At 60.4% G+C, this 22212-nt stretch carries 18 protein-coding genes and 1 tRNA gene; 10 read left to right on the top strand and 9 right to left on the bottom strand.

Annotated features, from left to right (window positions below; genetic code table 11):
* Window positions 1–126 precede the first annotated feature (126 nt).
* Window positions 127–202 (bottom strand) — tRNA-Val (locus QZZ60_RS04965).
* Window positions 203–527: 325 nt separating this feature from the next.
* Between QZZ60_RS04965 and hutW the strand changes: the two genes are divergently transcribed.
* The 10 genes from hutW to QZZ60_RS04915 all read left to right on the top strand — a co-directional run bounded on the left by hutW (window position 528) and on the right by QZZ60_RS04915 (window position 10318).
* The gene (hutW, locus tag QZZ60_RS04960) at window positions 528–1943 is read left to right on the top strand and encodes a heme anaerobic degradation radical SAM methyltransferase ChuW/HutW (protein ID WP_295638670.1); all 1416 of its coding nucleotides are present in this window, start codon (window positions 528–530) and stop codon (window positions 1941–1943) included.
* Window positions 1944–2153: 210 nt separating this feature from the next.
* On the top strand, window positions 2154–4349 hold the full coding sequence (locus tag QZZ60_RS04955) for a TonB-dependent receptor (protein ID WP_295638667.1): 2196 nt from the start codon (window positions 2154–2156) through the stop codon (window positions 4347–4349).
* Between the two features lie 60 nt (window positions 4350–4409).
* Complete coding sequence (locus QZZ60_RS04950) at window positions 4410–4952, top strand: MptD family putative ECF transporter S component (RefSeq protein ID WP_295638664.1); 543 nt, start codon at window positions 4410–4412, stop codon at window positions 4950–4952.
* Window positions 4953–5013: 61 nt separating this feature from the next.
* A complete protein-coding gene (locus QZZ60_RS04945) occupies window positions 5014–5733 on the top strand; it encodes an energy-coupling factor transporter transmembrane protein EcfT (protein WP_295638661.1) in 720 nt (239 codons plus the stop codon).
* A gap of 29 nt (window positions 5734–5762) precedes the next feature.
* Complete coding sequence (locus tag QZZ60_RS04940; RefSeq protein WP_295638658.1) at window positions 5763–7247, top strand: ABC transporter ATP-binding protein; 1485 nt, start codon at window positions 5763–5765, stop codon at window positions 7245–7247.
* Window position 7248: 1 nt separating this feature from the next.
* Window positions 7249–7767, top strand: coding sequence for a heme utilization cystosolic carrier protein HutX (gene hutX, locus QZZ60_RS04935; protein WP_295638655.1), 519 nt, complete (start codon window positions 7249–7251; stop codon window positions 7765–7767).
* Between the two features lie 93 nt (window positions 7768–7860).
* Window positions 7861–8373 carry a flavodoxin family protein gene (locus tag QZZ60_RS04930; protein ID WP_295638652.1) on the top strand — a complete coding sequence of 171 codons (513 nt, stop codon included), beginning with the start codon at window positions 7861–7863 and terminating at the stop codon, window positions 8371–8373.
* A gap of 104 nt (window positions 8374–8477) precedes the next feature.
* On the top strand, window positions 8478–9104 hold the full coding sequence (locus QZZ60_RS04925) for a MotA/TolQ/ExbB proton channel family protein (RefSeq protein WP_295638650.1): 627 nt from the start codon (window positions 8478–8480) through the stop codon (window positions 9102–9104).
* The gene (locus QZZ60_RS04920) at window positions 9091–9489 is read left to right on the top strand and encodes a biopolymer transporter ExbD (protein ID WP_295638648.1); all 399 of its coding nucleotides are present in this window, start codon (window positions 9091–9093) and stop codon (window positions 9487–9489) included. The genes QZZ60_RS04925 and QZZ60_RS04920 overlap by 14 nt, the downstream gene beginning before the upstream one ends.
* A gap of 28 nt (window positions 9490–9517) precedes the next feature.
* Window positions 9518–10318: an energy transducer TonB gene (locus QZZ60_RS04915; RefSeq protein ID WP_295638645.1), complete on the top strand. Its 801-nt coding sequence runs from the start codon at window positions 9518–9520 to the stop codon at window positions 10316–10318.
* Between the two features lie 172 nt (window positions 10319–10490).
* Here the strand turns inward: QZZ60_RS04915 and QZZ60_RS04910 are convergent, their stop codons facing one another.
* From QZZ60_RS04910 to QZZ60_RS04875, 8 genes are all read right to left on the bottom strand, one after another.
* Window positions 10491–11042, bottom strand: coding sequence for a metal-dependent transcriptional regulator (locus QZZ60_RS04910; protein ID WP_295638642.1), 552 nt, complete (start codon window positions 11040–11042; stop codon window positions 10491–10493).
* Window positions 11043–11058: 16 nt separating this feature from the next.
* Complete coding sequence (locus QZZ60_RS04905; RefSeq protein WP_295638640.1) at window positions 11059–12447, bottom strand: MATE family efflux transporter; 1389 nt, start codon at window positions 12445–12447, stop codon at window positions 11059–11061.
* 104 nt (window positions 12448–12551) lie between these two features.
* A complete protein-coding gene (locus tag QZZ60_RS04900; RefSeq protein ID WP_295638637.1) occupies window positions 12552–13913 on the bottom strand; it encodes a replication-associated recombination protein A in 1362 nt (453 codons plus the stop codon).
* A gap of 214 nt (window positions 13914–14127) precedes the next feature.
* Window positions 14128–15816 carry an L-lactate permease gene (locus QZZ60_RS04895; protein WP_295638634.1) on the bottom strand — a complete coding sequence of 563 codons (1689 nt, stop codon included), beginning with the start codon at window positions 15814–15816 and terminating at the stop codon, window positions 14128–14130.
* Window positions 15817–16080: 264 nt separating this feature from the next.
* Window positions 16081–18231: an L-lactate dehydrogenase (quinone) large subunit LdhH gene (gene ldhH / locus QZZ60_RS04890; protein WP_295638632.1), complete on the bottom strand. Its 2151-nt coding sequence runs from the start codon at window positions 18229–18231 to the stop codon at window positions 16081–16083.
* A gap of 3 nt (window positions 18232–18234) precedes the next feature.
* Complete coding sequence (locus QZZ60_RS04885) at window positions 18235–18861, bottom strand: lactate utilization protein (RefSeq protein ID WP_295638630.1); 627 nt, start codon at window positions 18859–18861, stop codon at window positions 18235–18237.
* A 225-nt stretch (window positions 18862–19086) separates the two neighbouring features.
* Window positions 19087–20397 (bottom strand): (Fe-S)-binding protein, encoded by a 1311-nt coding sequence (locus tag QZZ60_RS04880; RefSeq protein ID WP_295638627.1) that lies wholly within the window; start codon window positions 20395–20397, stop codon window positions 19087–19089.
* A 2-nt stretch (window positions 20398–20399) separates the two neighbouring features.
* Entirely contained in the window at window positions 20400–21785 is a 1386-nt protein-coding gene (locus QZZ60_RS04875) for an FAD-linked oxidase C-terminal domain-containing protein (protein ID WP_295638624.1), read from the bottom strand.
* Window positions 21786–22212 lie beyond the last annotated feature (427 nt).

The following is a 22212-nucleotide window of genomic DNA, read 5'->3' as shown; positions in this document are numbered from 1 at the left end:
TCGACAGCGCTTTTGCGGCATGAGCGCTTCATGTGCCGCAGAATGAGTTCGTGCGCCGGAACGTTTTGCGGAAACACAAAACCCCGCAGCCGACAAACGGCTGCGGGGGGTTTTATGGACGTTTCATGGTGGGCAGTGAGGGACTCGAACCCCCGACAGTCGGTGTGTAAGACCGATACTCTACCAACTGAGCTAACTGCCCATGCCTTGTTTTTTCTAGGGGAAGCGGCCTGTTCTGTCAAGCAGGGAGCAGGCATGGTCTGCGTTCCGCGCTTCTGCGTTTCCCGGGAGTTCGACGACTCTTTCTCATAAGCAGAAGGGAGATCGCATTGTGTGTGCGCTGCCTTGTTTTGGTAAGGACATGGCGGCGTTTTGCGCCGAAGCATGGGGGAAAATCCCTGGGGGACAGAGAAATTTCGGATTTTAAGTTGACAATGAATTTCAATTTCTTTATCACCGAGAAAAGTTTGATGAATAAAACTTTTCTGTCGATACCAACCTTCAGAGAGGATCACATGAGTGCCGTCATGGAACAGAACAGAGAGGAGCGCCTTGATTTTGAGGCACCACGTCTGAACGGTATGGCCTTTACCGGTTCCGGGACCGGGAAGAGTCGGAGTCTGGAGAAATATTTTGCCAATGAAGGCGTGGACCCTCTTTCCCGTGCGTTTGACGGAAAGATTGCGGTGCATCCCGGCGTAGGCGGCGGCATGGTGGCGCCCGACGCCGTGCAGGAGAGCCTTGAGCGCCTTCTCGACACGCCGCGCAGCAAAGACAGCGTGGCCTATGTTCATGTGCCGTTCTGCGAGACGCACTGTCTGTACTGCGGCTTCTACAACCGGGCCTACAGCCGGGAGGAGAGCGCCCGCTATGTGGACACGCTGCTTCGCGAGCTTCGCCTCTGGGAAGACCGTGCGGCGCAGCGGCAGGGGCCCGTGCATGCCGTGTACTTCGGCGGAGGCACGCCCACGGCGCTGGAAGCGGCGGACCTGGAGCGTCTTTTGAAGGGGGTTCGATCGCATCTGCCCCTTGCCAACGACTGTGAGATCACCGTCGAGGGGCGTTTGCACAATTTCGGGCCGGAAAAGATGGAAGCCTGTCTTGCCGGAGGGGCCAACCGTTTTTCTCTGGGCGTGCAGAGCTTCGACACGAAGATACGGCAGAGCATGGGACGGCTGGCCGACCGGGAGGAGGTGTTCCGCAGGCTGGAGCGGCTGACGGGCTACAATCAGGCGGCCGTCATCGTCGATCTTATTTTCGGCTTTCCCATGCAGAGCATGGACATATGGCTGGACGACATTGCCGCGGCCTGCTCCGCCGGACTCGACGGCATGGACTGCTATCAGCTCAACGTCTACGACCGGACTCCGCTCGGCAGGGCCGTACGGGAAGGAAAGCTTCCTCCTTCGGCGGACATTCCCATGCAGTCGGCCATGTTCGCCGCTGCGGTGCAGGCGCTGGAAAAGGCCTTTTACCGCAGGCTTTCGCTCACGCACTGGGCGCGCACCAGCCGGGAACGCAATCTTTACAATCTCAAGGTGAAGGGCAGTGCCAACTGTCTTGCCTTCGGACCCGGAGCGGGCGGCAATCTGGGCGGCTGGTTCTACATGAATGAGAGCAGCTACCCAAAGTGGCTCGAGAGCATGGAAGCAGGCCGCAAGGCCGTGACGGCGCTCGTGCGTCCGGATCCTCATTTTTATTTCTTCCGTGCCGTGGCTGCGGCCATGGAGCAGGGATGGATGGATCTTGCGGCGCTGGAGAAGACGTACGGTTTTTCCCTTCATGCGCTGCTTGAGCCGCTCCTTGAGCAGTGGAGCCGTGCGGGGCTTGTGGAAGTGCGGGAAAACGTGATGGTGCTTACTCTTGCCGGTCAGTTCTGGCAGGTGAATCTTTCCCAGCTCATGCAGGATTTTCTTAAGCACAGGCTGGACGAGCCGGTCTGATGAGAGAAGGAAGACTCCTCTTGCCGTCGGGGGCAGGGCGGCGGAGGTCGTGCCTTCGGAGGAACGTCTGAAGAGCTTCGGCGGAGCGGCGGATGAGAGATCGGCGGATCCGAATGACTCTGCGGCGCGGATGCGGCGCTTTGGCTGAACGGACGTTTCTGCGGCGTTAAACGACGTTTCCCATGGGAAACGCAAAGAAAGGAATGGATGATGAAGAAGACGACTATGACGTGGGCGGGCTTTTCGACCGTGCTTCTTGCCTGCGCCCTGCTCCCCGCCCCCCATGCTCTTGCGGAGGAGACCGTAAGGGCCGGGGACGTGTATGTGACGGCGACCAGAGTGGAAAAGGAATTGCAGCAGGTTCCCATGAGCGTGACCGTGATGACCGCGGAGGACGTGAGAAAATCCGGCGCGCGCACGGTGGGCGAACTTCTGGAGGATGTGCCCGGCGTACAGGTTCAGAATGACGGGTCTCAGGGGCTCAAGCGTATTTCCATACGCGGAGAAGACGCCTTTCGCACGCTGGTGCTCATAGACGGTCAGAAGATTTCCGAACACAAGTCCATGTCCGGGTCGCCCATGCTCATCGACGCGTCGCGCATCGAGCGCATCGAGGTGATCAAGGGTCCGGCGTCCGTGCTCTACGGTTCCGACGCCATAGGCGGCGTGGTGAACATCATTACGAAGAAGGGCGGCGAAAAGCCCGTGGAAGGCGAAGTCTGGACGGGCTTTTCCGGCGCGTCCCGGGGCTTTTCCGAAGGGGCGGCCGTGCGCGGCAACATTGACGGCTTCAAGTACAGTCTGTCCGGTTCCCACTCGGATCAGGGCGACATTCATACCCCCGAAGGAAAGCTCGACAACACGAATTTCCGTCAGACCGACGCTTCGGCCTTTCTGAGCTACGACTTTTCCGAGCATTTCACCCTCGGCGCGGGACTGGACTACTACAAGGGCGCGTTCAACTCCACGTCCATGAATGACAACGGAAACGGCAACCGTTTCTTTGTCAGGGTGCCCAAGTGGGCGCGCACCAAATATTATGTGTTTGCGGAAGGCAGAGACATAAGCGAGTACCTGAGCCGCGTGCGCTTTGACGCCTGGTATCAGAAGAACGAAAAGGACATGAGAAACTACGTGGGGCAGGCGAGCGGGCCGGGCTCTACGAGCATGAACGGCATGCCGGTGTCCTACATGGCCGCCGACGTGGTCATGGACAACTTTGCCCACAACATCATACGAAGCCGCGGCCTGTCGCTTCAGACGGACTGGCAGCTCGGTGCGAATCACTACCTCATAGCCGGGTATGAGCTGAACTACGACAGACTCAATTCCGAAGGCAGGACGTATCTGGACAATAAGATATCCATGTCTCCGGCCATGAGCATTCTCATCAACAAGGTGACCGACAAGTATTACGACGGCAATCAGCTCAATCAGTCGCTGTTTGCCTCCATGGAAAGTCAGCTCCCGTGGAATCTGGCCCTTACCTACGGCGTTCGCTGGACGCACGTGAACACCGAACTTACGCGCGGCGAGGAAATTGCCGATCCCTATACCGGAAAGATGCAGATGGGCGGCATGACCCGTCCCATGTTCGACCATTCCGGAGCCGTGGATAAAAAGGCCCTCGGCGACGATACCGATTCCCGTCCCGTGTTCAACGTGGGGCTCGTATGGACCGGCATGGAGGATCTGGCCCTTCGCGCGAGCTGGGCGCAGGGATTCCGCGTGCCGAACCTTACGGAAAAGTACATAGGCACGGCCATGGGCGGCGGTACCATTTACGGCAATCCGAATCTCGATCCGGAAACCTCCAACAACTTTGAAGTGGGCGCGCGCTACAATCACGGGGCTCTGGACGTCGATTTGGCCTTCTTCTACTCCATGGCTGACAACTACATCGCTTCCGTGCCGGTAAGCACGGGAAGTTCCGTGTATACCTACACCAACGTGGCCGACGCCACCACCTTCGGTTCGGAACTTGCGGCAAGCTATCGTTTTGCCACCGCCTTCGGTGATTTCACGCCCTACGCCACGCTCACCTGGATGCGCCGTCAGTACGACGACGGCAACGGCTGGAAGACCTGGGACACCGCCACGCCCGAATGGGTGGGACGCTACGGCGTGCGCTATGCGAAGGCTCTTGCCGAAGATCTGGATTTTCGTGCCGACGTGTACGGCCGCAGCCAGTCCGCCACGGTGTACCGTTCCTCCTCCGGCAGCAGCGATTACGATCTCGGCGGATTCACCACGGCCAACATCGCACTCGGATTCGACTTCGGTTCGGAAAAGCAGTTTTCGCTTCTTGCGGAAGTGCTGAACCTCTTTGACAAGCGCTATCAGTATAATACGGCCATTCTCGAGCCCGGCCTTCATGCCAATGTGAAGCTGAGCTACCGGTTCTAGTGACTTCGGGCCGGGGCAAATCCCGGCCCCTGTCCTCCGTACGCATGCAGGAGATCCTTCATGACTCGTCTTTTTCCCCGCTGGAGCGCCCAGGAACTTGTGGTCGTCGGCGTGTTCGCCGCCGCTTCCAAGGTATCCACGCTGCTTATCGCCCTTGCCGGGGGCGGCATGAACCCCGTGAGTCTCATGGGCAAGAACCTTGTGTTCACCACGCTTCTCGTGGTCATGCTGTGCAAGGTGCGCAGGCCCGGCACCCTTTTTCTCTTTACGGTCATCAACATCATCGTGAGCATGCTTCTGCTCGGGGCGAGCGTTACGCTCATTCCGCCCATGCTCATGGCTGCGCTGGTCGCCGAGGCTGCCATGTGGCCGGGGCGTCACGCTTCAGGTGCGGGAAACGCACTGCTCGGTGCGGCGGTGTTCGACTTCGTGAGCAAGGCGCTCTCGCTTTGCGTGTCCTGGCTTTTCATGCGCGAGAATCCGGCCCTCATGCTCATGGTCGTCCCCTTTGTGGTCATCGGGTACTTCGGTTCTCTGGGAGGACTTTTTTCCGGCGTGAGGGCCGTCAGGGAGCTGCGTCATGCGGGCATCATTCGAGAATAGAGGCCGTGCCGGAAAGCCGGGGCGAACCGTCGCGAAGGCAGTCGGCGGTTCGGATCTCGACGTGCGTTCCAGAATGTTCGTCACGCTTCTTGCCTCGGTCGTTACGGTAATCATTTCCTCCTTCGAGGGGCAGGCCGTGCTTTTTGTCCCCTCGCTCATCTACGCGCTTTCCGTGCGCCGCTTTCGGGCTCTGGCCGCGGCCTACGCCGTCATGGCGGTCATGATGATTGCGGCCGCGCTCTGCTCGTGGGGCATTTCCCGCGCCGTTCCATCCATGCCCTTTTCGCCGGAAGCACTGGCCGTGCCCTTCATGCGCGGTGCGGTCATGCTCGACGTGGTGCTGCCTCTGGCGCTTGCCTGCCGGGTTCAGGCGCTGCTTACCGCGCTCAAGGGATTGCATCTTCCCTTCTGCATCTATCTTCCCGGCGCCGTGATGATCCGTTTCATTCCCACATTCATGAACGACGTGAAGCAGGTGGCGGAGACCCTGAAAATCCGCGGCTGTCGCCTTGGGCCGGGGGAGATGTTCCGGCATCCTCTCATGATGCTGCGTCTTCTTTTCACGCCGCTTCTTTTCCGCTCGCTCCGTACCTCCGAAGAGCTCGGCATTGCGGCGGAACTCAAGGGCCTTGAGGCGGGAGGGAACTTTGTGCCGTTCCGAGTCTCTTCCTGGACGGCAAGGGACACGCAGCTTGTTCTTCTGGCCGTTGTCGTTGCTGCGTCCGCATTCGCCTGCCATCTGATGTGGGGCGATGCTTCTTCCATGTCCGCCATGCGCTGAGCCTTGCAGCAATCAGATGGAGAAACGACATGATACGCTTTGAAAACGTTACCTACTCTTATTCCTTTGCCGAGGCTCCGGCCGTGCGCGACATCAGCTTTTGCGTGCGTCCCGGAGAACTGGTGCTGGTTTCCGGGCAGAGCGGCTGCGGAAAGAGCACGCTCATGCGCCTCGCCGACGGATTGTGTCCCGGGCACTTCCAAGGAACGCTGAGCGGACGGGTGCTGGTGGACGGAAGGGACACGACGACCATGACGCCCGGAGAGATTTCCCGCACGGTGGGCACGCTTTTTCAGGACCCGGAGCAGCAGTTTTTTGCCCTTGGCGTGGAGGATGAGCTTGCCTTTGTGCACGAATGGCGCGGTCTGCCTGCCGCCGTCACGCGGGAAAAGGTTCGTCGGGCGGCGGAATCCTTCGACCTGACCGGGGTGCTGCACCATTCCATCCATGAGCTTTCCGAGGGGCAGAAGCAGAAGGTTGGGCTAGCCTCCATTCTTTCCCATGAGCCGCGGGCGCTTGTGCTTGACGAGCCGACGGCCAATCTTGACCCGGAATCCACGACTGAGCTTGCACACAGGCTCCGCAGTCTCAAGGAAAGCGGCATGGCCGTGCTGGTGGTGGATCACAGACTCTACTGGCTCGAGGGCGTGGCCGATCGTGTCATCGTCATGAAGAAAGGCGAGATATGCGCCATGGGGCCTTTTGCCATGCTGCATGACGAGAGTCTCAGGCACAGCTGCGGGCTGCGCGACTGCCATGTGGAGGACGTGCGGAACACGCTGCCAGACCTTGTCGTGCCTGAGCGCAGTCATGCCGAACGGGGCCTGAGAGTGGAAGGCCTGCGTTTTGCCTACAAGGGCGGCAGGAGCATTTTTGACGATGCGGATTTGTTCTTCGGCCCCGGCGTGACGGCGCTTCTGGGGAGCAACGGCGCGGGAAAGACCACGCTGGCCCGTCTTGTGACCTGCCTGAACAGAGCGGATGCCGGAAGGTTTTTCTTGCACGGCAGGGAAGTGTCGCAAAAGGAGCTTCTCGGCAGGGTGGGCGTGGTTCTCCAGAATGCCGATCATCAGCTTCACATGAAGAGCGTGACGCAGGAGCTTGAGGTGAGCGTGCGTCTGGCCGAAGAGAGGGAGAAGAGAGCGTTGCAGGCTTCGGAGGAAAAGAAGCGTTTTTGCGTCTCCGAGCTTCTGGAGATGTTCGACCTGTCCGCGCTGTCCGAACGGCATCCGCAGTCGCTTTCCGGTGGAGAAAAGCAGCGGCTCGTCATTGCCTGCGCCCTGGCCGGGAATCCCGACGTGCTCATTCTCGATGAGCCGACCAGCGGACTGGACGGCGGCAACATGATGCGCATGGCCTGCGCGCTGGACTTGCTGGCCCGTTGCGGGACATGCGTGATCGTCATCACGCATGATTTGGAACTCATGAAATTGTCCTGCAAACGCGCGCTGCGACTGCCTTTGCATGGGAGAGAGCGCGGGGAGTGCGCAGAAAAACTGTCGAAGGAGACATGACATGATGAAGAATATGGCCTCTTCCGGCCTGACGCAGGGCCTTGTTTCGGCTCTTGAACAGAAAAAGCCATGGATGCTCGGTTCGCTGGCACGCGAGTTCAACGTGACGGAAAGGGATGTGGCTCTGGCGCTGCCCGAGGGCATGTGTGCGCTTACGTCCGGAGAGAATTTCGTGAAGGTGTGGGAAGGGCTCGGCGCATGGGAAAAGGCCGCGTTCATCGTGCAGCACGAGGGGCACGTCATGGAAATATCCTGTCGCATCCCTGCGGGAAGCATGGGGCACGGATTTTACAACTTGAGATCCGGGGAGGCGCTCGGCGGACATCTGCGGGCCGACGCCGTTTCGGACATCGTCTTTCTTTCCATGCCCTTCATGGGACTGGAAAGTCATTCCGTGCAGTTTTTCCATGCCGGGGGAAGCGTGGCCTTTGCCGTGTACGCGGGGCGCGAGAATCGCCGGATCATTCCCTCGGTGAAGGCTTCCTTTCTGAACATGCGCAGGGCACTGACGGGCCTGTGACGGTCCGTGGCCGGAACCGCAAGGAAGAAAGTTCGCTCTTTTGCCTGCGGCGGAAGAGAGAAAGGCAGAAAACATCTGATCAGGAGAAACGTCATGAAAACGATGGTTGTTTATTCCTCCCTTACCGGAAACACGAAGAAGGTGGCACAGGCCATGGCCGAGGTGCTGCCGGAATGCACGCTCGTTCCCGTGGAGGAAGCGCCCTCCCGCGTGGACGGATACGACCTTGTGGCCGTGGGCTACTGGGTGGACAGAGGCATGCCGGATTCCAGAACCCGGGAGTGGCTTTCGGGCGTGGAGAGCGCAAGACTGATTTTTTTCGGCACGCTTGGGGCGTGGCCCGATTCCGAGCATGCGAGGGAATGCATGACCCGGGGCGAAACCATGGCCCTGGAGCCTGCCCGAGGCAACACCGTGCTCGGCTCCTGGCTCTGCCAGGGGAAAATTGATCCGAAGGTGCTGGAGGTCATGGCGCGCGTGGCGGGCGGAGCTCATCCCATGACCGAGGAGCGACGGGCCCGCATACGGGAAGCGGCAAAGCATCCCGACGATGAGGACTGCCGCCGGGCTCAGGATTTTGCCCGTCTCGCGCTTGAGCGCATCTGAGCGTTTCTTCCGTCCCGTCCGCACGACGGGCGGAAGTCTTTTTCATGAAAACGTCAATGACGACCATATCGCCCTGAGGCGGGCGGAACTGAAAGGATGAGGAGATGAACTGGTCGGAGCTTTACGGAACCATAGGACCGGCGGGACTCGTGCTTGTGGCGGTGGCCTGTGCGGGCGTGTATCTCGCGCTGAAAAGCTATTTGTTTCTTTTTCTGGTATGGCGGGACTTTCGGCGAACCTTTCCTGAACTGGAAAAGGAAGGCGTGTCCGGCGAATGCATGAGCTATGAAGGCGACAATCCCCTTATCTGCATCGTGCGCGACATAGTGCAGACGCATTCCGGCCACTCCGAGGACATACGCGCGGAGATAGCCTACCTCTTTCATCGCAACTTTGAAGGGCTGACCCGCGATATATGCTATCTGCGGCTTATTTCCGTACTTTCTCCGCTTCTCGGACTTCTCGGCACCATTCTCGGCATGGTCACGGTGTTCCGTACCATAGGAGAAAACGTCGCGCCCGATACGGCCATGCTGGCCAACGGCATATGGGAAGCGCTCATCACCACCATCATGGGTCTGAGCGTGGCCATGCCCGCGCTCATGGTCTACTATTTTCTGATGTTGCGCTTCAAGGGGTTTCACATTGAAGTGGTGGAGTACAGCTATCGAGCGCTGGATTTCTGTCGGAAGCGAAACAACGGAAGGGGGCTGAACGATGAAGAGCTTTGATTTCGGGATGGACGAGGAACCGGGCATCGACCTGACGCCTCTTATCGACACCATTTTCATGCTGCTCATCTTTTTCATCATGACGACGACGTTCAGTCGTCCTGTGCTCGACATTCTTCTGCCTGCGTCCGCAGAGGCCGAAGCCTCTCAGTCAAAGAAGGAACAGGTCATTTCCATCAGAGCCGACGGTTCGCTGCACTATGAGGGGCGGCAGATTGAAAAAGAAGATCTTGACGTCGTGCTTTCGGAAAGGCCGGAAGCGCTGCTCAATCTGTATGTGGACAAAAGCGCTCCGTTTGAAGCGTTCGTGGGCGTGGTGGACGTGGCAAGAGTGAAGAAAGGAGGTCATTTTGTCATCAGCACTGAGCCTGCCGAAGACCGTTAGCTTCCGTTCAGCGTGCCGGCGTTACGGCATGGTGCAGCAGCGGCTCAGCCGCAACGCGGCGGCCGCAGGCATGGTTTGCGTAATGGCGCTGATGCTTGTCTGCGCGCTTGCTCTGCAGGTGGAAAGTTCTCTGTTGCCGCCTGCCGTGCAGACGCGCAGCATGGCACGCGTGCATGCGCAGTTCCGCCAGGTGCCACAGAATGCAAAGCCGCAGCCGACGATGAAGAAGCTGCTTGCCGAGGAATCTCCGGTGACCGTTCCCGAGACTCTTCGGCAGGAAGAGAAGCCGGAACCCGTTGAGGAACGGAAGATCGAGCCGAAGACGGAAGAGATGAAGCCGGAATCGGGCCGAAAAGTCATGCCGAAAAAAAAGCCTGCCCCGAAACCGAAAGCGGTGAAGCCCCCTTCCTCCGTACAGGCGAAACCGGCCGAAAGGACGCCTTTGACTGCAGTCGCTGCTTCCGGTGAAGACGCGGTCGGCGCGTCGTCCGGCACTGCCGCCGTGTCCGTACACGCAGTGGCCGGCAGCGGGAAAGCTGCGGCGGATCGAAGGAATGAGGCTCTTGCCGCCGTACTTGAGGCCGTGGAAAGGTACAAGCAGTATCCGCGGCAGGCTCGTCGCTCTGGCGCGGAAGGGACCTGCACGCTGCGGGTGCACATAGCTGACGACGGTCGTGTGGATGGATGCGTGCTGGTCGAGAATTCAGGGCGCGCCGTGCTTGATGCCGCAGCGAAAAGACTGGGAGAGAAGCTCATGGGACTGAAGACGGGCACGTCTGGAGGCTTCAGCATTCTTGTGCCTGTGCATTACCGGCTTTCGGACCGGTAGGCTGCGGAGACTGAACGCGGCCTGTGCGCGTCGCCGACGGGAGTTCTGTCCAGACTTTTCGGACGTTCTTCCGAAAAGGCATGACGGAGTTCGGCAGGCGTTCCTTACTGGCAACGCTGACGGCTGCGGCAGAGCAGGCATCGCGGCCGTCAGGCAAATGTTCCTCCGCTTTTCAGCGATACTTGCGGGCAAGTTCCTTCAGTTCGTCCTGATTGTCGAGAGATCCCATGTTGCGGAAGGTTTCGGCCATGGTGCCGATGAGATCCTTCCGTTCGTTCCGGTAGTCATCCTGCCAGTTCTTCCAGAAGTCCCGGTTGCGCATGTAGAGAACGAACTGTCCCAGACGGCGGATGACCTGGGGCGGCACCACATGTTCAAGCTCGCAGGCCACGGTGTCGGCTTCCTCGTGGTCGAGCTGAAGCACCTGCTCGAAGAATTCCCGGAAGATGACGTGCCTGTGCGTGATGTCGCGGCCGATGACGCGTCCTTTCTGCGTGAGATGAATGAGGCTGTAGGGCTCGTAGTCCACAAGTCCCATGGTCTTGAGCGTCTTGAGCGTGCTCGTCACGGTGGAGCGGCTCACCTTGGCGGCATCGGCTATGGAACTGGCTCTGGCTGCTCCGTCCTTCGCCTCTTCAAGAAAGATGATTTCAAGGTAGTTTTCCAGCGCAGGAGAAAGCGTTTTTTTCTCCGGCTCCAGGTCATGACCGGAACGTTCCGTCATGGAGACCTCCATGTTTTCAGGCAGTCTGCCGTTTTCTCATGCCGTATTCAAGCCATTTTTTCCCGTGAAAGATGCGCAGCGTCCAGAGAAAGGCAGCCGTCTGTCCGGCCGCTCCCGCAGCAAAGACGCCCGGAGCTCCCATGTTCATGGCGATGCCCAGAAGAAGCGCCAGCGGAATGCCTGCCACCCAGCAGGTGACGGCGCCTACGCGGCAGGACAGCATGGTGGCTCCCGCGCCGGAGAAGAGGGCGTTCATCATGCCCGTCATGCCCGTGAGGGGAACCGTGAGGCAGGAGAAGAACAGAAAGGCGGACGCCTGCCTCAGAACGGCCGGGTCGCCGGAAAAGAGCGAGGCGGCCTGTTCGCGCAGAAGCCAGAGCACGAGGCTCGGCACGACGAGCACAAGCCCCAGCCGCAGTGCCGCTCGACGTCCGAAATGGTACAGACCCTGCCTTTCTCCGCCGCCGAGAAGATGGCCGCTTACAATGACCATGGACATGTTGAGCGCCCCCAGAGGAAAAAGAAGCACGGCGTGCACCCTGCCGCCAACGCTCATGCCGGCAAGGGCGCTGGTGCTTTCCGGCAGAAGTCCCACGATGGCGAGCGTGGCGAGGCTGCCCAGATGCGTGATGATGTGGCCGGCGGCTGCGGGCATGCCCACGCGGAAGAGATAGGGCATGGCGCGGCGGTTCCAGCGCCAGGGGGCGAAGGTGCGGCGGTGAAGCAGACCGTAGCGCGCCGCCAGCAGAAGATTGCACGCAAGGCCGAGCACGGCGCAGGCAAACGTCGTCCAGGCGATGCCCGCCGCGCCGAAGGCAGGAAAAGAGAAGCGGCCGAGCCCGAAGCCGAGATCGCCGACGAGATTGGCGACGGCCATGATGATCAGCGTGAGCAGCGGGAAGAGTACCTTCTTGTAGGCCCGGAAAATGGAATTCACCATGATGAGCACGTAGTAGAAGGGAAGCTGGCAGCAATAGGCGGTGAAAAACGTGGAGAGCGCAGGGCGCAGGGATTCGGAAATGCCCATGACCCGGAAGATTGCAGGCTCGAGAAGCACGGCCGCCGCGGCCACAATCGTGCCCATGGAGGCGGAAAGCATGATGATGAGCCCCGCGTATCGGTTGGCCCGCGTGGCGAGGCCCGCGCCGAGAGACTGGCTTACCGTGGCCATGCAGCCGCTGGCCACGAGGGAGGTGAGCAGCATGAGCAGGGAAAATATCTGCGCCACCACGCCGACTGCTGCCTGAACTTCCGGTCCGAGCCTTCCGGCGCACCATACGTCCGTCATGGAGATGGCCAGATGACAGAGCATGAGTCCCATCTGCGGAAGCGTGAGCTGAAAGAGCTCGGCTCGCGAGGGCAGGGCTCGGACGGAGGAGACAGGGGGCGGAGTCGTGGCGGGCAACGGGACCTCCCGGGCTTGACGTGAAGCGGGCTCGTCCAGCCTAGGGGGAATAATGCTATTTGTCAAATAAAGTTTTACGAATAAAACTTATGGCGGCCGTACGCTCACTCATCCGATGCTTCTGCGGGCTCTTTTGCTCCGGCATCCTTCTGTTCGTTCTTCTTCTTCCACGTCTTGATGGCTTCAAGCCGCTGCTTGCAGCGGGACTCAAGTCCCTGCTCCGTGGGAACGTAGTAGGTTCTGCCGAGCAGGGAGTCGGGCAGGCAGTGCATGGCGGTCAGGCGGTCATCGGCGTCGTGTGCGTACTGGTAGCCTTTGCCGTAATCGAGCTTCTTCATGAGTCTGGTGGGAGCGTTGCGTATCTGCAGAGGCACGGGCTCGTCCAGCATGGAGAGAGCGTCCTTTCTGGCTCGGCCGTAGGCCACGTAGAGGCTGTTGGATTTGGGGGCGAGGGAGAGATAGACGACGGCCTGCGTGAGATGCACGGAACATTCCGGCATGCCGATGAAGTGACAGGCCTGATAGGCGGAAACGGCCGTGTCGAGCGCGTGCGGATCGGCCAGTCCCACGTCTTCGCTGGCGAAGCGCGTGACGCGCCTGGCGATGTAGAGCGGATCTTCTCCGGCCTCCAGCATTCGCGCAAGCCAGTACACGGCGGCATCGGGGTCGGAATTGCGCATGGACTTGTGAAGGGCGGAAATGAGGTTGTAGTGCTCCTCGCCCTTTTTGTCGTAGAGCAGCGACTTCCGGGAGGTGCACTCTTCCAGCGTTTCTTGGGAAATGCGTACGTTATCGCCTTCCGTTTCGCCGTTGAGCACGGCCATTTCCAGCGTGGAGAGGGCGGAGCGTGCGTCGCCGTTGGAAAAGGCGGCGATGACTTCCAGCATGTCAGGCGGCATGGAGACATGAAGATTGCCGAAGCCCCGGGGATCGTGAAGGGCGCGTTCGAGCAGGGCGGTCATGTCCTTTTCGGAAAGCTGATGGAGCACGAAGACCTTGCAGCGGGAAAGAAGCGCGCCGTTCACTTCAAAGGACGGATTTTCCGTGGTTGCGCCTATGAGAATGATGCTGCCTTTTTCCACGAAGGGCAGAAACGCGTCCTGCTGCGCCTTGTTGAAGCGGTGGATTTCATCTACAAAGAGCATGGTGCGTCTGCCGTACTGGCGGTCCTTTTCCGCCTGCTGCATGACGGCCCGTATTTCCTTGATGCCGCTTGTGACGGCGGAAAAATCGATGAAGTTAGACTTCGTGTGCCCGGCGATGATGCGCGCCAGCGTGGTTTTGCCCACGCCCGGAGGTCCCCAGAATATCATGGAGGATATCTGGTCGCTTTCTATGAGTCTGCGCAGCACCTTGCCTTTGCTAAGCAGATGTTCCTGACCGAAAAATTCGTCGAGACTTCTCGGACGCAGGCGTGCGGCCAGCGGCTGGGAGGCCTCGTTGTCGAAAAGGGAATGCTGTTCCATGAAGGCTCCTCGCAGGCGCGGGAGCGCGTTCGGAACGGAGTTTTCCGTCCTGTCCGGGACGTGTTCCGAAACGCTGCGTTCCTTAGGAGAAAAGTACGCGCCCGGACTGCATGGTATTCCTTTCCCTTAGGGGAGAAAAGAGCGGAAGGGCGGCGTTCTTCATTACGAAAAAGGCCGCCCGAAGGCGGCCCTTTTCAAATGAGGCTGGCGGCTCTTACATCAGGATGAAGGCCACGATGCCCACGGCGATGCCGTAAAGGACGAAGGGGATGATGGTGCGACGGAGGATGTCGCCTTCCTTGCCGATGAGGCCGAGCACGGCGCAGGCAGCCACGATGTTGTGGATGCAGATCATGTTGCCCATGGCGCCGCCGACGCCCTGAGCAGCCACGATGATGAAGTGCTGAGGCACGGTGTAGCCGAGGGTTCTGGCCATATCCCACTGGAAGTTGGCGAAGAGCATGTCGGACACGGTGTTGGAACCGGTGATGAACGCGCCGAGGCCGCCGACGTAGGAGGCAAGAGCGGGCCATGCGCCGCCGGCGAGGTCGGCGAGGCACTGGGCCAGAGCCATGGGCATGGAAACGTGGTTGGTGGCTTCGCTGACGCCCGTGCCCTTGAAGATGGACACGAGGGCCACGGCGGCGAGCAGGGAGATGGTGGGGGCCTTCATCTTGGCGAAGGCGGTGGACCAGGCCTTGCTGACCTTGTTGCTGCCGATGGCGTCGTCACGCAGCATGCCGTGCAGGAAGATGGTGATGATGGAAACGAGGATGAAGGGCACGGTGCCGGGCAGGTTCATGAGCGCGATGTAGGAGGTCACGCCTTCCTGACCGAGAATGTTGGAAGCGCCGATGTTGAACATGGGGTCGGTGACCAGAGCCTTCAGATGGAAGGCGGGCACGCGGGTGAGAACGAGGATGAGGCCGCACAGCACGTAGGGAAGCCAGGCCATGAACTGGCTCATGTGTTCCTTGTACTCGGTCACGTCGGAAGGCTTGATTTCGCCGATCCAGGCAGGATCCCAATTGTCGCTGCTATCGAAGTCCCAGGTGCCTTCGGGAACGCAGATGCCCTTCTGGGTGAGCTTCACGAGCACGCCGAGGCCGATGATGCCGCCGAGCAGGGAGGGCAGTTCGGGACCGACGGCCCAGGCGAGGATGAAGTAGGGAACGCCGAAGCAGACGGAGGCGAGCAGGCAGTACTTCCACGCGGCGAAGCCTTCGGACCAGGACTTGTTCTTGCCGTAGTAGCGGGTCATGAAGCCCAGCAGGAAGATGGGCAGGATGAAGAGCATGGGCAGGTGCATGAGGGTGACGTATTCGCCGATGGTCTTGTAGACGACGGCGGGATCGCCGATGCCGAGGGCGGTCATGGCGAGGCTTTCAATGGACTTGAAGCCCTGGAGCACGGGGGTGCCCACGGCGCCGAAGGTCACGGGGATGCTGTTGAAGGCAAGGCAGATGACGGCGGCGCAGAGGGGAGGGAAGCCGAGACCGAGCAGCAGCGGGGCGGCAAGAGCGGCGGGGGTACCGAAGCCGGCCGCGCCTTCGATGAAGGCGGCGAACATGAAGCCGATGATGATGGTCTGCACGCGGCGGTCGGGGCTGATTTTCTTCATGCCCGCCTGGATGGTTTCCATGGCGCCGCTGTAGGTGAGCGTGTAGTAGATGAGCAGAGCACCGAAAACGATGATCAGCACGCCGGCGGCCGTGATGAAGCCTTCAAGCGTGAGGGCGATCACCCGGACGACGGGCAGCTGCCATACGATGATGGCAAGCAGCGCGCCGGTGGCCCAGGCCAGGGGCATGGCGCGCATGGACGACCAGCGCAGGCCGACCATGAGAATCAGCGCCACAAGAAGCGGCGCGACGGCGAACAGTGCCAGGAGTTCAATGTTCATAGTGCTCTCCTCTACAAGTCTGTAAGAAGGTAAACGGGATTATGCAGGAAAAAGCGTAATGCCTGTATCCTGGTTGGGTATTTTGGGATGCCTATGAGGGGCTGGAGCTTGGGGCCTCCATGAGTCGGACGGCCGGAGGCCGTGAAAAAGCGTTGTGCGCCGTTCGGCTGCGGGATGGGGGGGCTTTCCCGAAAAGGCGGGAAAATTCCGCAGCTCCGGTCACAAAGGAGGCCCCGCCCCGGACGGGACGGGGCCTCCTTGTGGTTACTTCATCTGACGGGCGAGCAGTTCGGAGATGTGCTCGACCTTGATGGGCGAATCGTTGGCCGTGGCCACGCCGCGGATCTGCATGACGCAGCCGGGGCAGTCGGTCACCACCAGGGAGGCGCCGGTGTCTTCGCTGTTCTTCAGCTTCTTTTTGCCGATTTCGGCGGAGAGTTCAGGGAACTTCACGGAGAAGGTGCCGCCGAAGCCGCAGCACATGTCTTCTTCGGTCGCGGGCACATAGTCGGCGACCATGTTCAGAAGCGCGCGGGGTTCTTCGGTCACGCCCATGTTGCGCATGTGGCAGGGCGAATGGTAGGTCACCTTTTCGTTCGACTTCACGAAGTCTTCGGCGCGCAGGCCGAGCTTGTTGTAGACGAAGGAGGTGAAGTCCATGACCTTCGAGGCGAAGATGTCGGTGCGGTAGTGGTCCGGGGTATCCTTCAGCAGGTCGGGATAGGCGTGCTTGAGGTGACCGGCGCAGGACGCGCACAGCGTGAGGATGGCGTCGTACTTGCCGGGCTCGAAGGCGTTCACGTTCTGCGAGCTCACCTGCAGGCTGGTTTCACGCTGGCCCATCATTTCCAGAGGCAGGCCGCAGCAGGTCTGCTTGAGGGGGAACTCCACGTGCACGCCGTGCCTGTTGAGCAGGCGAACGGCGGCCACGAGCTGCTCGGGATACACGAAGTCCTGAGCGCAGCCGGAGAAGATGGCCACGCGGAACTTGGGCTGCGAGGGGTTGTTCACCACGCTCTTGAAGAGCTGGCGGAACGACTTGGGCGCAAGCGCGGGCAGCTGGCGGAAGCTCTGATCGCCGCCCATGAGCACGGCGGGCAGATGGCGGATGAACTTGCCGCCCTTCACGGTGAGGGGCTTCTGCGAGAACTTGATGAACTTGAGCAGGCTGTGGAAGCGGTCGCGGTCCTTCATCACCATGCTCATCACGGAACCGGCGGCGTTGTTGCCGTCGGCCTTGACGAGGCGGGAACGGATTTCCATGGTGATGCGCGGCAGATCGATGCCGGCGGAGCACACGTTCTTGCAGGATTCGCAGCCTATGCAGTTCTGCACCAGCGCGCGGGCCTTGTCCGCACCGTGATACAGATAGGTGAGCGCGAGACCCACGGCGCCGATGTACACGTAGCCCATCTTGTGGCCGCCGATGAGACGGTACACGGGGCAGACGTTGGCGCAGGCGCCGCAGCGCACGCAGCGCAGGATGTCCTTGAATGCGGGATCCTGGGCGATCTTGAGGCGGCCGTTGTCGAGGAAGACGATGTGCATTTCCTTGCGGCCGTCGGGACCGGCGGCGCATTCATTGGCGCCGGCAATCCAGGTGATGTAGGAGGTGATGGCCTGCGCGGTGGCGTTTCTGGGCAGCACCTGCAGCACCTTGAGCGCGTCGGCAATGGTGGGAATGAGCTTTTCAAGACCGGCGAGCACCACGTGCACGCGGGGCATGGTGGTCACGAGGCGGAGGTTGCCTTCGTTGGTCACCGTGCCGATGAGGCCGGCTTCCGCCACGGCGAAGTTGGCGCCGGAAATGCCCATGTCAGCCTTCACGTACTCGCTGCGCAGCTCCTTGCGGGCCACCTTCACGAGCTTCTGAATGTCTTCCCTGTCCTGCTGCACGTGGGTCACGTCGGTGAACAGGTCGGCGACCTGGTAGCGGGAAAGGTGAATGGCGGGCATGACCATGTGGGACGGGCCCTCATGCCGCAGCTGAATGATCCATTCGCCGAGGTCGGTTTCCACCACGCGGCAGCCTTCTTTTTCGAGGGCGTCGTTCAGGTGGATTTCTTCCGCCGTCATGGACTTGGACTTGATGATGTTGTGGCAGTTGTTTTCCTTGGCGATCTTGGCGATGATGCGGTTGGCTTCCGCGCCGGTGGAGGCGAGATGCACGTGCACGCCGCGCTTTTCCGCTTCGGCCTTGAACTGGGCAAAGAGCTCCATCATGTGCTGAGCCGCGTTGTCCTTGATGTCGGCCACTTCCTTGATGAGACCGTCCACGTCCATGCCGCTGAAGATGCGGGTGCGGTTGGCCTTGTATTCGACGGCGAACTTGTCCAGCGTGGCGCGGAGGAACTTGTCGTCCAGCGCTTCCTGAATCTGACCGTGATATTCCTTCATGTTCTTGGCGTCGGCCATGTTTTAGTCCTCCAGCAGCACGATATGAAGTTCGAGGGGACCGTGCACGCCGAGGGCGCCCACGCGTTCAATGTCTGCCGTACGGCTGGGGCCGGTGATGAAGGCCGTGTAGGAAGCGCCGCCGCGGTTGACGAGGTCGAGCAGAAGAGCGTTGGCGTCCTCCACCTTTTCCAGCAGGGTGCCCTTGCGCACCAGCATGATGGACACTTCGGCCACCATGGTGCCGAGACGCACTTCCTCGCTGTTGGAGTTGACCACGCACGTCACGGTGTCGGCCACGAGGCCGTCAGCCCAGGTGATGCTGGTGTCGAAGCCGCCCATGTGATCGCGCAGACCGGAGCGCAGCAGCGTGATGTCGGTGCCGGCGGCCTTTTCTTCCAGAACGGCGTATTCCTCTTCGGAAAGGCCGGGAGCGGCGATGAAGCGTTCAAGAAGAGTGGGGAAGCCGTTTTCGCTGACCGGGCCGTAATGCTCGCCTTCCACGGGCAGCAGCATTTCGCAGTGACGCTTCTTTTCCGTCACGTCCACGGCGTACTGCATGGCGTCCGCAAAGTCCTTGGCCTCATAGAAGGTGACAGGAACCGAAGGCGCCTTGGTTTTCACCACTTCGACAAGTTGATCCTGAGTCATTGTTACTCCTTGGAGCGTTTGTACGTTGCTGAAGTCCTGTCGGCGAATACGCCGGACGGACTCAGGACTTGCAGGTTCGGGTCCGTGCAGCGTCTGCGGCAGGACCCTTCTTCTCCGACGACGGGATGTCATGCGGAGAAGAGAAGAGAGGTGCGCCGTTTTCAGTTCCGAGCGCACCGGAGAAAGGAAGAGCGGCTCGGCATGGGCCGCTCTTCCTCAAGAGAATCAGTCGGGAAGAGTTTCCGCGTAGATTTCGATGGGATGCTTGACTACCACCTCATCCTTGTTCTGCGAGAGCATGTCGGAAATCTGCAGCATGCAGGCGGGGCAGCCCGTGGCCACGGCGGTGGCGCCGGTCTTCACGATGTTGTCGCGCTTGCGCTGGCCTATTTCCTTGGACAGATCGTAATGGAACAGGGTGAAGCTGCCGCCGCAGCCGCAGCAGCGGTCGGCCTCGGCCATTTCCACAAGCTCGTAGTCGGGATTCATGCGGATGAGCTTGCGGGGCTGCTCGGACACGCCCACGCTCTTCTTGAGGTGGCAGGAGTCGTGGAAGGTCACGCGGGTGACCTTGCCGGCATGGCGTTCGCCGGGTTCCATCTGATCCACGTGCAGCACGTCCACGAGGAAGGCGTTGATGTCCATGACGCGTTCGGCCACGGCCCTGATGGTCTTCTGATGTTCAGGAGAGAACTCCTGAATGAAGTAGGGCCACCATTCCTTGAGGGTGGCGGTGCAGGAACCGCAGGGCGTGACCACGTAGTCGATGCCGCCGCCGACAAGTTCGCGGCCGATGACGTCGAGGTTCTTCTGCGTTTCCATGACGAAGCCCTTGCGGTCGCCGGAAGCCAGCGCGGGAATGCCGCAGCAGGTGAGATCCGAGGGCATGACCACGCCCACGCCGTGATGCTTGAGCACCTTGAGGCAGGCCTCGCCGAGCTGGGTGTAGTACTTGTCGGCCATGCAGCCGGCAAAGAACAGCACCTTTATGCCTATCTGTCCTTCGGTATGCAGGCTGCCGTACTTGGCATGGAGCGACTTGGCGGGCAGCTTGGCGATGTGGCGGGAGCCCACGAGCTTGCTGAGAAGCGGCATGTCGTAGGTCTTCGCGCCCTTCTGGCGCATGACGAGTCCCTGGAAGGGGGCGGCGGTGCGCATCATGGCGCTGAACAGCTGCGGATGCGTGAGCAGCTCGCGGAAGACCAGCTTCTTTATGGGGTTGAGTCCGCGGTAGTCCACAAGGGCCTGACGGGCTTCCATGAAGATTTCCAGAATGGAAACGCCGGAGGGGCAGTTTGCCTGACAGGAGCCGCACAGAAGGCAGCGGTTCAGCTTTTCTTCCACGGCGTCGGGATCTTCGATGATCTTGTGGGCAAGATTGTCGAGAAGCGCAAGCTTGCCGCGGCTCACGTCGGCTTCCTTATGGGTGACGCCAAACACCGGGCAGACAGCCTGGCACAGACCGCAGCGCATGCAGTCGGCCAGCTTGTCGTCCAGCTTCATCAAAGTTCTGGCAAGACGGGATATGTCGCTCATGATTACATCCCCGTGATCTTGCAGGCGTTGAACAGGCCCTTGGGGTCAATGGCGCGGCGCATGCGCTGCGAGAAGAGAATGGTGCCCTTGCTGGTTTCCTTTTCCATCCACTTGGCCTTGGCCGTGCCGATGCCGTGTTCTCCGGAAAGCGTGCCGCCCAGCTTGAGGGCGACGTCGAAGATTTCGTCGACGGCGGCTTCGACGCGGGAGAATTCTTCCTTGTCGCGCTTGTCGCACAGAATGGTGGGATGCAGGTTGCCGTCGCCGGCATGACCGAAGGTTCCCATGTCGACCTTGTACTTGGCCGCGATCTCGTTGAGGTTCTTGATCATGGCAGGAATCTTGGAGCGGGGCACGGTGGCGTCTTCAAGCACGCAGGTGGGACGGGCGCGGGCAAGGGCGGGCAGCGCGTTGCGGCGGGCGGCCCACAGCTTGTTCTTTTCTTCGGCGTCCTTGGGAATGTGGATGCCCGTGGCGTTGCACTTCTTGAGCACTTCCTCCACGATGGCCGCTTCGTCGGCAACCTGTCCGGGATGGCCGTCCACTTCGATGAGCAGCATGGCGGCGGCGTCCACGGGGAGACCGATCTTCTGGTCGGCTTCCACATACTTCAGCGTCGCCTGATCGAGCAGTTCCAGAGTGCAGGGCACCACGTGGGCGGCGATCATGGCGGCCACGGCGTCGGCGGCATCCTGCACGTCGGCGAACTCGGCGGTGATGGCGCGGGAGGCGCGGGGCGGCGGCACCAGCTTGAGAATGGCCTTGCTGATGACGCCCATGGTGCCTTCGGAACCGACCATGAGACCTGCCAGATTGAAGCCGGTCACGCACTTCACGGTACGGGAGCCGGTCTTCACCAGGTTGCCTTCGTAGTCATAAAATTCCAGACCCATGACATAGTCCTTGGTCACGCCGTACTTGAGGCCGCGCAGGCCGCCGGCGTTCTCGGCGATGTTGCCGGCCAGGGTGGACACGGACATGGAACCCGGATCGGGCGGATAGAAGAGGCCCTTGGCCTCCACGGCGGCGGCGAACTGGGCGGTGACCACGCCGGGCTGCACCACGGCGTACAGGTCCTCGGTGTTGATTTCGAGGATCTTCTGCAGGCTGTTGGTGAGAATCACGGCGCTTTCCACGGTGTCGGGCACGGTGCCGCCGGAAAGATTGGAGCCCGCGCCGCGGACGGTGATGGCAAGGCCGGCCTCATAGCACAGGCGGACGACTTCGCCTATCTGCTCCGTCTGCGTGGGACGAAGAACCAGCGCCGGTACCTTGGGAGGCAGCACGGCGCTGTCGTAGGAATAGCACTGCCTGTCGGCTTCGCTGGTGAACACGTTTTCTTCGCCCAGCAGAGCGCTCAGGTCTTTGATAAGATTGGGACTGATCATGACATACCCTCCCCGAAGGGTTATAAAGTCAACGAACTGAATACCATTTTTACCCTACTAAGATAATGGGAAAACCCCAAATAAGGCAAGGGGTTTTTGATATTAAAGGCGAATCTTCGGCGTGTAGTTTTTTTCTCAAGGACGGTCGTGGACAAGTGCTTCATAGGCCTTTGATATAAAAAAAAATAAAATTTGCACAAAGTGGAGTTTTACAAACGGGGATAAAATTTTCGTCCAAAAAGGCATGAAGGCGTTTCTTCGGACAGGAAACGTGCCGGTCATTGTGAAGACTCCCGAAGATCCTGCAGTTCCTGGGGACTTCCGGTTCGGACGGACGTATGTCCGAAACAGGAGAGAAACGCGCGTCCTTGCGCGTCGTTCAGAATCGGAGAATTTTGCAGAACGTACGGTGCGCGTTGCTTTGGGG

This window comes from uncultured Mailhella sp., assembly GCF_905187505.1.
Taxonomy (GTDB): domain Bacteria; phylum Desulfobacterota; class Desulfovibrionia; order Desulfovibrionales; family Desulfovibrionaceae; genus Mailhella.
This window is presented reverse-complemented; position numbering and strand designations above follow the sequence as displayed.

Excerpts from the sequence above, each read along its gene's own strand:
- hutW (WP_295638670.1), top strand. The coding sequence starts at position 528 with ATGGAACAGAACAGAGAGGAGCGCCTTGATTTTGAGGCACCACGTCTG.
- QZZ60_RS04955 (WP_295638667.1), top strand. The coding sequence starts at position 2,154 with ATGAAGAAGACGACTATGACGTGGGCGGGCTTTTCGACCGTGCTTCTT.
- QZZ60_RS04950 (WP_295638664.1), top strand. The coding sequence starts at position 4,410 with ATGACTCGTCTTTTTCCCCGCTGGAGCGCCCAGGAACTTGTGGTCGTC.
- QZZ60_RS04940 (WP_295638658.1), top strand. The coding sequence starts at position 5,763 with ATGATACGCTTTGAAAACGTTACCTACTCTTATTCCTTTGCCGAGGCT.
- hutX (WP_295638655.1), top strand. The coding sequence starts at position 7,249 with ATGATGAAGAATATGGCCTCTTCCGGCCTGACGCAGGGCCTTGTTTCG.
- QZZ60_RS04930 (WP_295638652.1), top strand. The coding sequence starts at position 7,861 with ATGAAAACGATGGTTGTTTATTCCTCCCTTACCGGAAACACGAAGAAG.
- QZZ60_RS04925 (WP_295638650.1), top strand. The coding sequence starts at position 8,478 with ATGAACTGGTCGGAGCTTTACGGAACCATAGGACCGGCGGGACTCGTG.
- QZZ60_RS04920 (WP_295638648.1), top strand. The coding sequence starts at position 9,091 with ATGAAGAGCTTTGATTTCGGGATGGACGAGGAACCGGGCATCGACCTG.
- QZZ60_RS04915 (WP_295638645.1), top strand. The coding sequence starts at position 9,518 with ATGGTGCAGCAGCGGCTCAGCCGCAACGCGGCGGCCGCAGGCATGGTT.
- QZZ60_RS04910 (WP_295638642.1), bottom strand. The coding sequence starts at position 11,042 with ATGACGGAACGTTCCGGTCATGACCTGGAGCCGGAGAAAAAAACGCTT.
- QZZ60_RS04900 (WP_295638637.1), bottom strand. The coding sequence starts at position 13,913 with ATGGAACAGCATTCCCTTTTCGACAACGAGGCCTCCCAGCCGCTGGCC.
- QZZ60_RS04895 (WP_295638634.1), bottom strand. The coding sequence starts at position 15,816 with ATGAACATTGAACTCCTGGCACTGTTCGCCGTCGCGCCGCTTCTTGTG.
- ldhH (WP_295638632.1), bottom strand. The coding sequence starts at position 18,231 with ATGGCCGACGCCAAGAACATGAAGGAATATCACGGTCAGATTCAGGAA.
- QZZ60_RS04885 (WP_295638630.1), bottom strand. The coding sequence starts at position 18,861 with ATGACTCAGGATCAACTTGTCGAAGTGGTGAAAACCAAGGCGCCTTCG.
- QZZ60_RS04880 (WP_295638627.1), bottom strand. The coding sequence starts at position 20,397 with ATGAGCGACATATCCCGTCTTGCCAGAACTTTGATGAAGCTGGACGAC.
- QZZ60_RS04875 (WP_295638624.1), bottom strand. The coding sequence starts at position 21,785 with ATGATCAGTCCCAATCTTATCAAAGACCTGAGCGCTCTGCTGGGCGAA.